11 protein-coding genes are annotated in these 15985 nt (G+C 73.2%); 4 read left to right on the top strand and 7 right to left on the bottom strand.

The window, feature by feature from the left end; all coding sequences use genetic code 11:
- Window positions 1–60: 60 nt before the first annotated feature.
- Both ACFUEL_RS18885 and nrdR read right to left on the bottom strand, forming a co-directional pair.
- Entirely contained in the window at window positions 61–2934 is a 2874-nt protein-coding gene (locus tag ACFUEL_RS18885; protein WP_380237466.1) for a vitamin B12-dependent ribonucleotide reductase, read from the bottom strand.
- 195 nt (window positions 2935–3129) lie between these two features.
- Window positions 3130–3606 (bottom strand): transcriptional regulator NrdR, encoded by a 477-nt coding sequence (gene nrdR / locus ACFUEL_RS18880; RefSeq protein ID WP_380237465.1) that lies wholly within the window; start codon window positions 3604–3606, stop codon window positions 3130–3132.
- Between the two features lie 438 nt (window positions 3607–4044).
- Between nrdR and lexA the strand changes: the two genes are divergently transcribed.
- Window positions 4045–4770 carry a transcriptional repressor LexA gene (lexA, locus tag ACFUEL_RS18875; RefSeq protein ID WP_380237467.1) on the top strand — a complete coding sequence of 242 codons (726 nt, stop codon included), beginning with the start codon at window positions 4045–4047 and terminating at the stop codon, window positions 4768–4770.
- A gap of 149 nt (window positions 4771–4919) precedes the next feature.
- Window positions 4920–5585, top strand: a complete 666-nt coding sequence (locus ACFUEL_RS18870) for a hypothetical protein (protein ID WP_380237464.1) — start codon at window positions 4920–4922, stop codon at window positions 5583–5585.
- Window positions 5586–5659: 74 nt separating this feature from the next.
- Here ACFUEL_RS18870 and ACFUEL_RS18865 read toward each other — a convergent pair whose 3' ends face one another.
- From ACFUEL_RS18865 to ACFUEL_RS18845, 5 genes are read right to left on the bottom strand one after another with little or no spacing between them, the layout of a single operon-like run.
- Window positions 5660–7750, bottom strand: a complete 2091-nt coding sequence (locus ACFUEL_RS18865; protein WP_380237463.1) for an ATP-dependent DNA helicase — start codon at window positions 7748–7750, stop codon at window positions 5660–5662.
- 13 nt (window positions 7751–7763) lie between these two features.
- Complete coding sequence (locus ACFUEL_RS18860; RefSeq protein ID WP_380237462.1) at window positions 7764–9542, bottom strand: IucA/IucC family protein; 1779 nt, start codon at window positions 9540–9542, stop codon at window positions 7764–7766.
- Window positions 9523–10911, bottom strand: coding sequence for a lysine N(6)-hydroxylase/L-ornithine N(5)-oxygenase family protein (locus ACFUEL_RS18855; protein WP_380237461.1), 1389 nt, complete (start codon window positions 10909–10911; stop codon window positions 9523–9525). The genes ACFUEL_RS18860 and ACFUEL_RS18855 overlap by 20 nt, the downstream gene beginning before the upstream one ends.
- Before the next feature lie 6 nt (window positions 10912–10917).
- Window positions 10918–11475, bottom strand: a complete 558-nt coding sequence (locus tag ACFUEL_RS18850; RefSeq protein WP_380237460.1) for a GNAT family N-acetyltransferase — start codon at window positions 11473–11475, stop codon at window positions 10918–10920.
- The gene (locus tag ACFUEL_RS18845; protein WP_380237459.1) at window positions 11472–13238 is read right to left on the bottom strand and encodes an IucA/IucC family protein; all 1767 of its coding nucleotides are present in this window, start codon (window positions 13236–13238) and stop codon (window positions 11472–11474) included. The genes ACFUEL_RS18850 and ACFUEL_RS18845 overlap by 4 nt, the downstream gene beginning before the upstream one ends.
- Window positions 13239–13491: 253 nt before the next feature.
- On the opposite strand from ACFUEL_RS18845, the gene ACFUEL_RS18840 reads away from it, so the two are divergent.
- Together ACFUEL_RS18840 and ACFUEL_RS18835 are read left to right on the top strand one after the other, a co-directional pair.
- Window positions 13492–14676 carry a trypsin-like serine peptidase gene (locus tag ACFUEL_RS18840; RefSeq protein WP_380237458.1) on the top strand — a complete coding sequence of 395 codons (1185 nt, stop codon included), beginning with the start codon at window positions 13492–13494 and terminating at the stop codon, window positions 14674–14676.
- 86 nt (window positions 14677–14762) lie between these two features.
- Window positions 14763–15914 carry a trypsin-like serine peptidase gene (locus tag ACFUEL_RS18835; RefSeq protein ID WP_380237457.1) on the top strand — a complete coding sequence of 384 codons (1152 nt, stop codon included), beginning with the start codon at window positions 14763–14765 and terminating at the stop codon, window positions 15912–15914.
- Window positions 15915–15985 lie beyond the last annotated feature (71 nt).

The following is a 15985-nucleotide window of genomic DNA, read 5'->3' as shown; positions in this document are numbered from 1 at the left end:
GGAGCCGGCAACCGGCTCCACCGCCCTGAGCGGGGGTTTCACGTCCCGGACGGCCCGGTGTCAGCTGCAGCCGCTGGTGGAGCCGCAGCCCTCGCAGAGGTAGCAGCTGCCCGCGCGGCGCATCTTGGTGCCGCAGGAGAAGCAGAGCGGGGCGTCGGCGTTCAGGCCGAGGCGGATCTCGGCGAGTTCGGTCGAGTTGTGGGCGGCCGGGGCGGCCCCCCGCTGCTCGACCACCGGGAGGGCGACGTGCGGCTTCTCCGGGGTGAGCGGGGCCGACTGGGCCAGCGACTCGATGTCGACGTCCTCCTCGATCGGCTCGTAGGAGCCGGTCTCCAGGTGCCGGGTGCGCTCCTCGACGGAGTGGATGCCCAGCGCGGAGCGGGTCTCGAAGGGCAGGAAGTCGAGGGCCAGGCGGCGGAAGATGTAGTCGACGATCGACTGGGCCATCCGCACGTCCGGGTCGTCGGTCAGGCCGGCCGGCTCGAAGCGCATGTTGGTGAACTTGGCGACGTACGTCTCCAGCGGGACGCCGTACTGCAGGCCGACCGAGACGGCGATGGAGAAGGCGTCCATCATGCCCGCGAGGGTCGAGCCCTGCTTGGACATCTTCAGGAAGACCTCGCCGAGGCCGTCGTCCGGGTAGGAGTTGGCGGTCATGTAGCCCTCGGCGCCGCCGACCGTGAAGGAGGTGGTGATGCCGGGGCGGCCCTTGGGCAGGCGCTTGCGGGTCGGCCGGTACTCGACGACCTTCTCCACCGCGGGGGCCGGGGCGGGGGTCGAAGCGGCCGCCGGGGTCTTGGTCTTGGCGGAGAGCGGCTGGCCGACCTTGCAGTTGTCGCGGTAGATCGCCAGCGCCTTGACGCCGAGCTTCCACGCCTCGAAGTAGATCTCCTCGACGTCCTCGACGGTGGCGTTCTCCGGCATGTTGACGGTCTTGGAGATGGCGCCGGAGATCCACGGCTGGATCGCGGCCATCATCCGGACGTGGCCCATCGGGGAGATCGACCGCTCGCCCATCGCGCAGTCGAACACCTCGTAGTGGGCGGCCTTGAGGCCGGGCGCGTCGATGACGTTCCCGTGCTCGGCGATGTGCGCGACGATCGCCTCGACCTGCTCGTCCTGGTAGCCCAGGCGCTTCAGGGCGCGCGGGACGGTGCCGTTGACGATCTGCATCGAGCCGCCGCCGACCAGCTTCTTGAACTTGACCAGGGCCAGGTCGGGTTCGACGCCGGTGGTGTCGCAGTCCATCATCAGGCCGATGGTGCCGGTCGGGGCGAGCACCGACGCCTGCGCGTTGCGGAAGCCGTTCTGCTCGCCGAGGCGGACCACGTCGGCCCAGGTGTCGTTGGCGACCGCCCAGACCGGGCTGTCCAGGTCGTCCAGCGGGGCGACGGCGGCCGAGGCGTCCGCGTGCTGCTTCATGACCCGCCGGTGCGGGGCGGCGTTGCGGGCGTAGCCGTCGTACGGGCCGACCACGGCGGCGAGTTCGGCGGAGCGGCGGTAGGCGGTGCCGGTCATCAGCGAGGTGATCGCGCCGGCCAGGGCGCGGCCGCCCGCGGAGTCGTAGGCGTGGCCGGTGGCCATCAGCAGGGCGCCGAGGTTGGCGTAGCCGATGCCGAGCTGGCGGTAGGCGCGGGTGGTCTCGCCGATCTTCTCGGTCGGGAAGTCGGCGAAGCAGATCGAGATGTCCATCGCGGTGATGACCAGCTCGACGACCTTGGCGAAGTTGGCCGCGTCGAAGCTGTCGTCGTCGCGGAGGAACTTCATCAGGTTCAGCGAGGCCAGGTTGCAGCTGGAGTTGTCCAGGTGCATGTACTCGGAGCACGGGTTGGAGGCGTTGATCCGGCCGGACTCGGGGCAGGTGTGCCAGTGGTTGATCACCGAGTCGTACTGGATGCCCGGGTCGGCGCAGGCCCAGGCGGCCTCGGCCATCTTGCGGAACAGGCCCTTGGCGTCGACGGTCTCGATGACCTCGCCGGTCATCCGGCCGCGCAGGCCGAAGGTGGTGCCGTTCTCCACCGCGGTCATGAACTCGTCGTTGACGCGGACCGAGTTGTTGGCGTTCTGGTACTGGACGGAGGTGATGTCGTCGCCGCCCAGGTCCATGTCGAACCCGGCGTCGCGCAGGGCGCGGATCTTCTCCTCCTCCTTCACCTTGGTCTCGATGAACGCCTCGACGTCCGGGTGGTCGACGTCCAGCACGACCATCTTGGCGGCCCGGCGGGTCGCGCCGCCGGACTTGATGGTGCCGGCCGAGGCGTCGGCGCCGCGCATGAAGGAGACCGGGCCGGAGGCGTTGCCGCCGGAGGAGAGCAGTTCCTTGGAGGAGCGGATCCGGGACAGGTTCAGGCCCGCGCCGGAACCGCCCTTGAAGATCATGCCCTCTTCCTTGTACCAGTCGAGGATCGACTCCATGGAGTCGTCGACGGACAGGATGAAGCAGGCGGAGACCTGCTGCGGCTGCTGGGTGCCGACGTTGAACCAGACCGGCGAGTTGAAGCTGAACACCTGGTGGAGGAGGGCGTGGGTCAGCTCGTGCTCGAACACCTCGGCGTCGTCCGGGGAGGCGAAGTAGCCGTGCTTCTCGCCGGCCGCGCGGTAGGTGAGCACCACCCGGTCGATGATCTGCTTCAGGCTCCACTCGCGCTGCGGGGTGCCGACCGCGCCGCGGAAGTACTTGCTGGTGACGATGTTGACCGCGTTGACCGACCAGAAGTCGGGGAACTCGACGCCGCGCTGCTCGAAGTTGATCGACCCGTCGCGCCAGTTGGTCATCACCACGTCGCGGCGCTCCCAGGTGACCGCGTCGTACGGGTGGACCCCAGGGGTGGTGTAGATGCGCTCCAGCCGCAGCCCGGCCTTGGGGCCCTTGGCCCCCTTGCCGGCCTTGTCCGACTTCGACCCTCGTGCGGACCCGCTCGTGGTGTCTGTCACTGCTCTTGCTCCTCCTCCTGGGCAAACGCCCGAAGTGCCCGGAAAAGTCCGGGCACGACTGGTTCGTTCCGTCCGTGTGCGGGCAGGGGGGAACCCCGCCGCTGCGCACGGGTACTGCTGGTGACTACGGGATGGTGGCTACGGGAAAACGTCGGGACGTGGAAACGGGGGTACGGGCGGCGGTGCAGGCGCCGGCTAGGACACGGGCACCGGCTCGGGGACCGCGGGCCGCTCGGCGCGGAGCTCCGCGATCGCGGCCTCGAAGTCCTCGAGGTTGTCGAACGCGCGGTAGACGGAGGCGAACCGCAGGTACGCCACCACGTCCAGTTCCTTCAGGGGGCCGAGTATGGCCAATCCGACGTCGTGCGTCGAGAGCTCGGCGCTGCCACTGGCCCGGACGCACTCCTCGACCCGCTGGCCGAGCTGGGCCAGCGCGTCCTCGGTGACCGGGCGGCCCTGGCACGCCTTGCGGACGCCGGAGATCACCTTCTCGCGGGAGAAGGGCTCGGTGACGCCGCTGCGCTTGATCACCATCAGGGTGGCGGTCTCGACGGTGGTGAACCGCCGGCCGCAGTCGGGGCACTGCCGGCGGCGGCGGATCGAGCTCCCGTCGTCGCTGGCCCGGCTGTCCACGACTCTGCTGTCCGGATGCCGGCAGAAGGGGCAGTGCACCTGGAACTCCCTCCCTGCGACCCGACGGCGAACAACTCGCCACACTCTACCCGAACACAACACCTGTGCCCGATCGAGGAGACTAGCCACTAGATCTAGTAGCTGGCGCGACGCCACGCCGAGCGAACGCGCGGTTTCGGGGACAGGCCGCGGGGGGACGCCATAGACTGTTCGAGTCGAACAGGCAATCGACTTACACCCGGAGTCTTGATCAAGTCAGCCGACCTCGAATAAATTCACTCGAACGTGTGTTTGGCGCAACCTTTCGATAGAGGGGCCAGTTGAGCTGGGCAGATGGAGCACCAGCCCGACGAGAGGGTCGCCGCGATGTCCACCCCCAGCGCCACCGGCGTCATGCACACCGCCGAAGCCAAGACCGCCATCCCGGTGCAGGAGCGTTCCGCGCGCACCACTGACCAGGAGAGCATGGACCAGACCATGAGCCGTAGTCAGCCGATCGAGGAGACCCCGCTCGGCGCGCCCGCCCCCGTCGTCCGCTCCCTCCCCGGCCGGCCGCCCGGCATCCGCACCGACGAGGCGGGCCTGACCGAGCGCCAGCGCCGGGTCATCGAGGTCATCCGGGACTCCGTCCAGCGCCGCGGCTACCCGCCGTCCATGCGCGAGATCGGCCAGGCGGTCGGCCTCTCCTCCACCTCCTCGGTCGCCCACCAGCTGATGGCGCTGGAGCGCAAGGGCTTCCTGCGCCGCGACCCGCACCGCCCGCGCGCCTACGAGGTCCGCGGCGTCGAGGTGGCCCGCCCGGCCGCCGCGGAGACCTCCGGCCGGCCCTCCACCTCGTACGTGCCGCTGGTCGGCCGGATCGCGGCCGGCGGCCCGATCCTGGCCGAGCAGACCGTGGAGGACGTCTTCCCGCTGCCCCGCCAACTGGTCGGCGAGGGCGAGCTGTTCGCGCTCACGGTCAAGGGCGACTCGATGATCGAGGCGGCGATCTGCGACGGCGACTGGGTGACGGTCCGCAAGCAGCCGGTCGCCGAGAACGGCGACATCGTCGCCGCGATGATCGACGGCGAGGCGACGGTGAAGCGGCTCAAGCGCGAGGACGGCAAGATCTGGCTGATGCCGCACAACGCGGCGTACGAGCCGATCCCGGGCGACAACGCGACGATCCTCGGCAAGGTGGTGGCGGTGCTGCGCCGGCTCTGACGGGCCCGCCGCCCGAGGGGTCGGAAAACCGTGCGGGCGCGGGGAGTTGCGTGATGTGATCGGTGTACGGTCGGCCCGCGGGGCCGTGCCGCCACCCACCGGACGCGCCCGGCTCCCCGCCGCGGCCCGCACACCCCGAGGAACCGCGCATGAGCGACCTGTCCACCCGTCTCGCTCCGGAGCAGCTGAGCAGCGTCTACCTGCGGCTGGTCGCCGACGAGTCGATCCCCCAGGAGGCGCGGGAGCAGCAGTTCGGCTACCTGCGGCGGCTGGCCACCGACCTGCTGGTGGGGCTGGCGCTGGACGGTCCGGAGAGCGTCCGGGTGCTCGACGACCGGGACGTGGCGGGCTTCGGGTGGGGGGAGCTCTCGGCCGCGGGCCGGGCCAACCTGCTCGCCGAGCCGGTGGACTACCAGACCATCGACCTGCCGGAGGGTGCCGTCCTGCACCTGCTGGGCCACCCGGAGTCGGTGTTCGCGGCCAGCAAGCTGCTGGTGTTCGAGGAGGCGGTCCGGGCCGCGGGCGGGCCCGAACTGCCGGACGAGGGCGTGCTGCTGGTCGCCCCGAACCGGCACAACCTGGTGTTCTACCCGCTGGCCGACGGGCACGTCGGGGAGGCGGTCAACTCGCTGGCGATGTTCGCGCAGGGCGCGTACGAGGACGGCCCGGGGCGGCTGTCGCCGCGGGTGTTCTGGTGGCGCGCGGGCGAGCTGCTCTCGATCACGCACTTCGACCCGGAGACCCGGACGGCGAGCATCGTCCCGCCGGAGGAGCTGATGGGGATCATCCGCCGCCTGGCCGGCGTCGCCGGCTGAGCCTCGAACCACTCCTGGTCCGCTGACGGTAGAGCGGCCCGGACCCGTACCTGCGGGTCCGGGCCGCTCCGCCGTCAGCGCTGCTTGACCGGCGGGGCCGAGGCGTCGATCGCGGCCAGCGAGCGGCGGACCTGGTTCCGGTCGGTGGTGTACCAGAAGTCCGGCATGGAGGAGCGGAAGAAGCCGCCGTAGCGGGCGGTGGCCAGCCGCGGGTCGAGGACCGCGACGATGCCCTTGTCGTCGGCGGCCCGGACCAGCCGGCCGGCGCCCTGCGCCATCAGCAGCGCGGCGTGCGTCGCCGCGACCGCCATGAAGCCGTTGCCGCCGTGCGCCTCGACGTCCTTCTGCCGGGCGCTCATCAGCGGGTCGTCGGGGCGCGGGAAGGGGATCCGGTCCATCACGACGAGCTGGCAGGCGGAGCCGGGCACGTCGACGCCCTGCCAGAGCGAGAGGGTGCCGAACAGGCAGGTCTCGGCGTCCGCGGCGAACGCCTTGATGAGTTCGCCGAGGGTGTCCTCGCCCTGGAGCAGGATCGGGACGTCGAGGCGCTCGCGGAGCTTCTCGGCGGCGGTCTGGGCGGCCCGCATCGAGGAGAACAGGCCCAGCGTGCGGCCGCCGGCCGCGCCGATCAGCTCGGCGAGCTCGTCGAGCATCTCGGGCCGGTCGGGCTCCCGGCCGGGCGGCGGCAGGTGCTTGGCGACGTAGAGGATGCCCTGCTTGGGGTAGGTGAACGGGGAGCCGACGTCTAGGCCGCGCCAGTACGGCGGGGCGTCCTCCCCGGTCTCGGCGGTGGGGCCGCCGGGGGTGCGGTGGTCGGGGAGCCTGGTCTCGCCGGGCAGGCCGAGCGAGCCGGCGACGCCGTTGAAGTCGCCGCCGAGCTTGAGGGTGGCGGAGGTGAGGACGACCGAGCGGTCCCGGTACAGGTTCTCCCGGAGCAGGCCGGAGACGGACAGCGGGGCGACCCGCAGCGAGGCGGTTCCCGGGCCGAAGCGGTCGGAGCGCTCGATCCAGATCACGTCGTACTCGGAGCCGGTGAGCAGCCGGTCGGCGGTCTCGTGCAGCGTCTCGGCGGAGGCCATCGCCTGCTTGCGGACGGCGTCCTCGTCGGTGAGGCCCTTGTCCCGGGTCTCGCCGAGCGAGGTGATCACCTGGCGGCAGGCGTCCCGGACGGCGGCGACCGCGTAGCCGAGGTACTCGGGGAGCTCGTCGACCTGGCCGGGCTGGGCGGTCTCCATCAGGCCGTGGAAGTTCTCGGCGGCGGCCTGGAGCGCGTCCACCGCCTTCTCGTTGGCGAGCTTGGCGGCGCGCTTGACGGCCCGGTTGACGGCGCCGACGGTGAGTTCGGCGGTGGCGGCGCCGGTGACCCGGTTCACCAGTTCGTGCGCCTCGTCGATGATCAGCAGGCCGTGCTCGGGGAGGACGGGGGCGCCCTCGATCGCGTCGATCGCGAGCATGGCGTGGTTGGTGACCACGACGTCGGCCAGTTTGGCGCGCTCGCGGGCCTGCTCGGCGAAGCACTCCTCGCCGTAGGCGCAGCGGGAGGCGCCCAGGCACTCCTTGGAGGTGACGGCGAGCTGGGCCCACGCCCGGTCGGAGACGCCGGGGGTGAGGTCGTCGCGGTCGCCCGTCTCGGTCTCCTCCGCCCACTCGCGCAGCCGGAGCACGTCCTGCCCGAGCTTGCCGGTGGGGCCGCCGAGCGCGTCGACCGGGTCGAACAGGCCCTCGCCCTCGTCGCTCGGGGTGCCCTCGTTGGCGCGGTGCAGGCACAGGTAGTTGGAGCGGCCCTTGAGCATGGCGAACAGCGGGCGGCGGCGCAGCACCGGGTGCAGAGCCTCGACGGTGCGCGGCAGGTCGCGCTCGACGAGCTGGCGCTGCAGGGCGAGCGTCGCGGTGGCGACGACCACCCGGTCGCCGTGGGCGAGGGCGGGCACCAGGTAGGCGAGGGACTTTCCGGTGCCGGTGCCGGCCTGGACGAGCAGGTGCTCGCCCTCCTCGACGGCGGCGGAGACGGCCTCGGCCATCCGGACCTGCCCGGGGCGCTCCGTGCCGCCGACGGCGGCGACGGCGGCGTGCAGCAGTTCGGGGATGCGGGAGGCGGGGACCGGCGCGGGGGGCTCGGCCGTCTCCGGGCCGCCGGACAGGGGTGCGGTGGTGTCGTTCGTCATGACGCCCCCCAGCCTACGGGGCGGGACTGACAACCCGGACCGGTTGGGCGGGAAGGTGCGCGGCGGCGTGCAGCGGGTTGTCGATCCGGCCGTGCACGGCCGCGTGCGGGCGGTCCGGCCGGTCCCGGTAGCCGTCCAGCAGCAGCCGGTTGCGGTTCAGGCAGAGCCGGTCGATCCGGGGCGCGAACAGGTCGAACAGCCGGTGGCGGTCCGCGAGTTCGGGGAAGCGGCGCTGGCAGCGCAGGATCTCGGCGCGCAGCAGGCCCCAGAACTCGTCCTCGGGGAGGCCGAGTTGGTCCTCCAGCAGCGGGGCGAGGTAGCGGTAGACGCCGATGAACAGGCCGGAGTGCAGGAACTGGCAGAGGTAGTCGGGGGCCTCCCGGTTGAGCACCCCGGCGATCTCGGCGGGCAGGTCGGCGAGTTCGGCGAGCGGCTGGTCGCTGAGGTTGACGTCGTCGACGAAGTCCTTGACGGCGAGCCGGACGGGGACGTCGTCCCGGTCGAAGAGCACGATGGCGTTCTCGCCGTGCGGGGAGAACACCAGGCCGTAGCGGTACAGGAAGTGCAGCAGCGGCGGCAGCATCGCGGCGAACAGCCGGCGCACCCACTCCCGGGGGGCCAGGCCGGAGCGGGCGACGAGTTCGGCGGTCAGCGCCCGCCCGTCCGAGCCGGTCTGCAGCAGCGCGGCCAGGGTGCGGGCCCGCTCGCCGGGCTGCTGGTAGCGGCCGAGCGGTTCGCGCCAGATCGCGCCGAGCAGTTCCTTGTACTGGTAGGGCGCGTCGGGCAGGTCCCGGTACAGCGGGTGCTCGACGGTGACGGAGGCGATCTCGCCGAGCAGGACGACCCGGCACTCGTCGCGCAGGTACGGGTCGGTGTCGCGCAGGTGGTGGATCCAGGCGGTGACGGCGGGCGCGGCGAGCGCGCGTTCGGTGGGCAGGCCGCGCCAGACCAGGGTGTTGAGGATGGCGAGCGGCAGTTTGACGGTGCAGCGGTCGGGGCGGCTGAGGTTGAAGAAGGAGCGGATGGACTGCTGGGGCAGCCGCAGGTCGCCGTCGGTGGGCAGCGGGACGATCCGGCCGTCGGCGATCCACGGCGCGAACAGGCCGACCACGGTCTCGTCCCACTGCCAGGGGTGCACCGGGAGCAGGTGGAACTCGTGGGCGCGCTCGCCGAGTTGGTTGCGGAACGCGGGGTCGAGTTCGCTCTCGTAGATGGCCGGGTCGCCGCGGAAGGAGGCCAGGCTCTCGTGCACGGCGAGCCAGGGCAGGGTGCGCGGCAGCCGGGCCTCCGGGGTCCAGCCGGCCGCGTCGGTGGCGGAGAAGCCGAGCCGGCCCTTGTTGGCGACGATCCACGGGTGGCCGCCCTGCCGGCCCTCCAGGGCGACGTGGTCGAGGTCGGCGAGTTCGGCGGCGGTCAGCGCGGTGGCCCGCAGGTGGGCGTCGGCGATCAGGGTGGCGGTGAGTTCGCGGACCAGGTGGCCGGCGGTGTCGCCGCTCAGCCCGAGCACGTGCCGGGCCTGCTGGAGGAAGCGCAGCGGGTCGTCGCCGCCCTCGATCGACGCCGCCTCGACCCGCCAGCCGCCGTACGCGCCGCGGCGGGCGGCGAAGCGGTAGTCGGCGTCCGGCAGCCGCAGCAGGTAGCGGCCGCCGCCCTCGGCCCGCGGGTGCAGCAGTTCCTCGTAGGCGAACTCGCCGAGCAGTTTGGCGAGCATCTCGCGCCCGGCGGCCCGCCAGTGCTCGGCGGTGAGCTGGGGCGGCAGGTGGAGGACTGGGTCAGCGGCTGGCTGCGGCACGCTCGGTTCCTTCCTGGGGTCGCGGGAGCACGGACGGCTGTGGCGGGGCGGAGGGGGGGAGGAACGTGGTCCAGGCGGTGCGGTGGGGCAGCGGGTGGAGGGTCTTGCCCGCGACGGCGTTGAGGATCACGGCGGCGCGGTGCGCGCCGAGCCCGAGGTCCGGGGTGCCGACACCGTGAGTGTGCAGCTCGGCGTTCTGGACGTACAGACCGCCGGTGAGTTCCGGCCGGGTGGCGACCCGGTGGTCGAGGTCGACCCGGTAGCGGCCCTGTTCGTCCCAGTCGATCAGGTCGGCGATCGGGTCGAGGGCGGCGGGGCGCACCGCCCGGTAGCCGGTGGCGAGCACCACGGCGTCGGTGCGCACCAGGTGGCGGCGGCCGGAGTCGCCGTGCCGGCAGTGCAGTTCGAGGCCGCCGCAGGGGCCCTGGACGGCTTCGGTGACGGCGGTGCCGGGGAGGATCTCGACCGGTTCGGCGTCGATCGGGCGGCCGACGGTGCGCTCGTACAGGTGGTCGTGGATCTCGGCGAGGGTCTCGGCGCTGGCGGCCTTGTGCAGCTGCCACTGGGCGGGGACGAGGGCGTCCCGGACGTCGGCGGGCAGGCCGTGGAAGTAGCGGGTGTAGTCGGGGGTGAACTGCTCCAGGCCGAGCTTGGAGTACTCCATCGGGGCGATCGCCCGGGTGCGGGTGAGCCAGCGCAGCCGGGTGCCGTCGCCGGCCCGGTGGCGCAGCAGGTCGAGGAAGACCTCGGCGCCGGACTGGCCGGATCCGACCACGGTGACGTCCCGGGCGGCGTCCAGTTCGGTGCGCCGGGTCAGGTAGTCGGCGGAGTGCAGGACGGCGGGGTGGCGGCGCAGCGGGGCGAAGGCTTCGGGGCGGGCGGGTTCGGTGCCGGTGCCGAGGACGAGGTTGCGGGCGCGGTGCACCGCGCCGGCGGCGTGCACCAGGTAGTGCCGCTCCCCGGCGTCCCAGTGGACGGCGGTGACGGGGCTGCCGAAGCGGCAGTTCGGGAGCCGTTCGGCGGCCCACCGGCAGTAGTCGTCGTACTCGCGGCGGGGCAGTTGGAAGCGCTCGCTGAAGTAGAACGGGAACAGCCGCTGCCGCTCGCGCAGGTAGTTGAGGAACGACCAGGGGTTGGTGGGGTCGACCAGGGTGACCAGGTCGGCCAGGAACGGGACCTGCATCCGGGCGCCGTCCACGAGCATGCCGGGGTGCCAGCGGAACTCGGGCCTGGCGTCGAGGAACAGCGCGCCGAGGTCCTCGGCCCGGTCGGCGAGCGCGGCCAGCGAGAGGTTGAACGGGCCGATGCCGACGCCGATCAGGTCGTACGGCTCGGGCGGCCGGCCCGCCGTGTCGTCGTGGGGAGTCATGTCGTCCTAGGTAGCGGCGGGGGTGTCGGCGCGCCGGCGGATCATCAGGGCGGCGCGCTTGTCGGGCAGGTCGAGGTCGGCGGCGCGGGTGAACCCGGCGCGGGCGAACGCCCGGACGGAGGGCGTGTTGCGGACGTCGGGCTCGGCGAGCACCCGGGTGCAGCGGGGTTCGCGCCGCAGCAGGCGGGCGGCGATCGCGTCGAGCAGCGGGGCGGCCAGGCCCCGGCCGCGGGCGGCGGGGGCCAGCAGCAGGTGCACGCCGAGGTCGTGCGGGCGGGCGGGGTAGTGCGCGGCCAGCGGGTCGAGGTCGGCCCGGTAGAGCTCGAAGTAGCCGGTGGGCGCGCCGTCGAGCAGGGCCAGGACGGGGCGGCTGCGGCCGTCGCCGCCGAGTTGGGCGGCGAGGTGGGCGGCGGTGGTGGCGGGCGGGCCCGCGAGGGCCCACCAGCGGTCGGTGTCCGGGTCGTTCATCCAGCCGGTGAGCAGGTCCAGGTCCGTGGCCAACTGCACGGTGCGCAGGACGAGTTCACCGGCCGTGGTGGGTATCGTCCCGGTCTCCGGGATCACGCCCGGGCCACCGGGTTGTCGATCTCGACGTACACCGACTGGGTCTCGACCGGGCCGACGAGTTCGTCCAGGCCGTGCAGCCGGGTGAGCAGGTTGGCCTTGCAGCGCAGGGTCGGCGCGTCCAGCAGGTGGGCGGGCAGCGCGGAGCCGGTGGCGGTGGCGGCGGGGCCGGACAGGAAGCGGCGCAGCGCGGCCAGCAGCAGCTGTTCGTCGGCGAGGCCCTGGGAACCGAGGGCGCCGATCAGGCCGAGCACGTGGTTGATGCCCAGGTAGTAGGCGAAGCGCTCGTCGGCGACCTGGTCGGGCACGAAGGTGTCGCTGTGCGCGCCGAGCGCGGGCAGCAGGGCGTGCAGCCGGTCGGCGTGCGAGGCCCGGAAGTAGTAGCCCTGGTTGTCGCGGTAGCGGCCGCCGGCCGGCCAGCCGAGGGTGTCCAGCAGGACCAGGCTGTTCTGCTGGTGGGCCTCCAGGGCGATGCCGGCCTGCCCGTCCAGCCAGAGGACCGGCAGCACGACGGCGTCCAGGTAGCGCAGGAACCACTCGGTGGCGACGGTCGGGCCGGGGCGGCCGGTGCGGGCGGCCAGTTCGCCGATCACGTCGGCGAGTTGCGAGCCGGGGCGGCCGACGCCGATCGGCTGCTCGGCGACCAGCCCGGCCACGCACAGCGCCCGGTCGGCGGGCCCGAACGGCATCTGCCGCAGCACGGTGTCCAGGCCGTTGGGGTCGGCGAGGGCGGGGTGGTCGACGCCGATCCAGGCCGGGTCGCGGACGATGTCGAAGCCGGGGTGGGCGGCCTGCCAGCGCTCGGCCAGGCCGGCCTCCAGCAGCCGGTGCACCTCGGCGCCGCGGTGCAGTTCCTTGCGGAGGTTCTCCCGGCGGGAGTTGGTGATCCGCAGGCCCAGCGAGAGCTTGAGCATCCACGGGGTGCCGGGGCGGCAGACGGTGCGCACCGAGCTGGTGGGGTGCCAGGGTTCGCCGTGCTGGCCGAGGTCGGTGAGCAGCCCCTGCTCCAGCAGTTCGGCGACGGCCGGCCGCAGCGCCAGCTCCCGGGCCTGCCAGGGGTGCAGCGGCAGGGCGGCGGTGCCGTCGGGCAGCGGGCGGCCGTACAGCTCGGCGGTGAGCCGCTCGGCGGGGGTGCCGGTGGCGGAGTCGCCGGCCAGCAGCGAGCGGTGCGCGGCCCACCAGTGCAGCCGGAAGCTGCCGTGCAGTTCCGGGGAGTACGCGGCGGACTGGGCGGGGCCGAGGCCGTCGCGGCTCTTCGGGGTGGGGTGCAGCGGGTGGCCGAGCAGCAGGGACTGCTCGGCGCGCAGGAACGGGTCCGCGGGGGCGGCGGAGATCGCCCGGCGGTGGGCGAGGATCTCCGCGGTGCGGCCCACCGAGTCGGCCACCCGGGCGGTCAGGTCGGCGAGTTGGCCGGGTTCGGGGCGGCCGGTGGCGCCGGCCACCAGGGCGGCGACGGTGACCGCGTCGACCGGGTGCGCGGCGTCGCCGGTGGAGACGGTGGCGGGGCCGAAGCGGTGCCAGCCGCAGGCCGACCAGTGCCGCACCGGTGCGGACAGCCGGGCGGCGCCGCCGAGCACCGGGATGCGCAGCAGGTCGCCGTCCGGGCGCCCGGCCGCGGTCTCCCGGGCCCAGCAGCGCAGCAGGCTCTCGGTGGCGGCGTGTTCGGCGGCCGCGGCCGGGTCGGGGTCGAGCAGCGGATCCGGGTCGGGGTGCCCGGCCGCCGGCCGGACGGCCGGGGGAACGCCGGTGAGGGTGCTGGTCAAATCCGCTCCTTGAGCCGGTGACTGCCTTCGGGTAAGGGTTACCTATCCCCCGCCGCCGGGCACAAGATCGGCTCACTCGTTCCGGTGAGTTTCGCCCGATCACTCACTCCCAGGTGTGAGCGGCGGGGACCCTGACGGGCCGTCACCATCACGGTTCGGTGACCGGACGTCAACAGCCGGGCACCACCCCGCCGCCGCGCCGAGGCCGGATGGAAGACTGGCCCGGGGAACGCTTTTCTTCACTCGGGGGGCGATGGTGGGAGCACGGAGGGCGGTGGCCGCGCTGTCCGCGGTCGCCGTGCTGGTCGGCGGCGCGGGCGCCTGCGCCCCGGGCGGCGACGGGGGCGACGGGAGTCCGCGCAGCTTCGCCGAGCTGAAGCGCTGGGGGCTCTCCGAGTGGGACCGCTGGGCGCGGCACCACGACTTCCGCAACCCGGTGGTGCCGGGCCTGTGGAGCGCCGAGAAGATGGAGCAGGCGCCGCCGCAGCAACCCTCCCCCGCGCCGGAGGACCCGTCCTCCGCGCCGTCCGCCACCGCACCGCTCCCGACCGCACCGCTCCCGACCGCGGCGCCCGCCACCGCGTCGGCCTCCGCCACCACCGCCACCGCCACCGCCTCGGCCCCCGCCACCGTCCCGACGGCGCCGTCCGCGCAGTCCGCGCCGCCGCCGGTGGCCGCGCAGCCGGTGCCGCGCCCGTACACCAGCTACCCGGCGTCCGGGAAGGTGTTCATGACCGCGCCGAACGGCGGCACCGGCCAGTGCTCGGCCACCGTGGTCGCCGACCCGGCGCACCCCGGCAGGAGCAACCTGGTCTGGACGGCCGCGCACTGCGTGCACGAGGGCAGGGGCGGCGACTGGTACAAGAACCTGGTGTTCGTGCCGGCCTACAACAGCTCCGGCGCGGGCAGCGACCACCGCCGGGCGACGCTGGCCGAGGTCGCCCCGCTCGGCCAGTGGTGGGCCGACAAGGTGATCACCTCGCCGCTGTGGACCACCGAGGGCACCAGGGGCGGGGACGCCGCGAACCAGTACGACTTCGCGGTGATCAAGGTGCGCGGCCCCGAGGGCGAGACCCGTTCGCTGGAGGAGGTCATCGGCACCGCCGTCCCGGTGTGGTTCGACGCCCCGCGCGAGCAGTTGTCGATCCAGGCATGGGGGTATCCGGCCGTGCCGCCGTTCGACGGCCAGGAGCTGGAGCGCTGCGACTCCGGCCGGCCCGGCTCGCGCAGCTTCGACCCGGCGCGGCCGCCGATGCTGGTGATCGGCTGCACCATGACGGCCGGCGCCTCGGGCGGCGGCTGGTTCGCCGACGGGCCGGACGGCCGCCAGCGCCTGGTCAGCAACACCTCGATCGGCAGTTCGGCGCACACCGCCCTCAACGGCCCCTACCTGGAGGACGTGGCCCGGCAGGCGCTCGCCTACCTCTCCCAGAAATGACCGCGACTCCGGGGGCGGCCTCCCGCCGTCCCCGTTCCGTACCGCGCCCATCGGCGCCCAGCTCATCGAACACGGGGGGAACACCCATGACCGAACCGCACCGCATAGCCCGCCGGGCCAGGACCGCGGCCGCCGCCGCCCTGGTGACGGTGCTCGCCGTCGGCACCGCCGCCTGCAGCAAGAGCCCCGAGCCGAGCCCGGTGGCGAGCCCCGTACAGCCCTCGTCGTCCTCCTCGAAGCCGTCCATCGACATCGCCGACGTGCAGAAGTTCCTCTCCGAGGTGCCGAACTGGGGCGCCGACGACTGGAAGAAGTGGGCGTCCCAGAACGGCTTCAAGCCGGAGGACTTCGAGGCGATCAAGCACTTCTGGGACCAGGAGAAGCCCGCCGCGCCCCGGGGCGGCACCTCGGTCGCGCCGGAGAAGCAGGCCCCGTCGCTCCAGAAGGTGGTCTTCCCGCCGTCCATCCCGGCCAAGGCCGTGCCGCACCCGTACAGCCCGGACACCGCCCTGCTCGGCCGGATCATCCTGGAGAACTCCGAGGGCGAGGACCACTCCTGCTCGGGCACCGTGGTCGCCGACCCGAAGCACCCCGGCAAGAGCAACCTGGTCTGGACGGCCGCGCACTGCGTGCACGGCGGCAAGGGCAGCGACTACGACAAGCACCTGGTGTTCCTGCCCGGCTACAACCGCTCCGGCGCCTCCAGCCACGGCAAGCAGCCGGACGACTGGCAGGACATCGCCCCGCTGGGCCGCTGGGCGGCGCAGAACATGCTGGTGCCGCCGCAGTGGCCCCGGGAGGGCCTGCACGTGGGCAACGAGGCCAGCCAGTTCGACTTCGCGATCGTGCGGGTGGCCCCGCTGGACGACACCCGCTCGCTGGAGGAGGCCGTCGGCGGCGCCATCCCGATCCTGTTCAACGCCAAGCAGTCGGACATCACCGCCCCGAAGGCGTACGGCTACCCGGCCGACTCGCCGTTCGACGGCGAGGAGCTGGAGCACTGCGACTCCAACACCGCGCTGGTGCCGTTCACCTTCAACCCCTCGCGCCCGCCGATGCTCATCATGGGCTGCACCATGACCGGCGGCTCCTCCGGCGGCGGCTGGCTGACCAAGCAGAACGGCAGGACGGTGCTGTTCTCCAACGTCTCGATCGGCGACCCGGTGGGCGGCTGGCAGGCCGGTCCGACCCTGGGCCCCGAGGCGAAGAACCTGTTCGACGCCTTCATCGCGGACTGACCCGTCCCGACCGGGCCCGGCCGGAGAACGGGAACGGGAACGAGAACAGGAACGGGCGGCGCACCGCGAGG

Origin of the sequence: Kitasatospora sp. NPDC057198 (assembly GCF_042670125.1) — a bacterium.
Classification (GTDB): Bacteria; Actinomycetota; Actinomycetes; order Streptomycetales; family Streptomycetaceae; genus Kitasatospora.
This window is presented reverse-complemented; position numbering and strand designations above follow the sequence as displayed.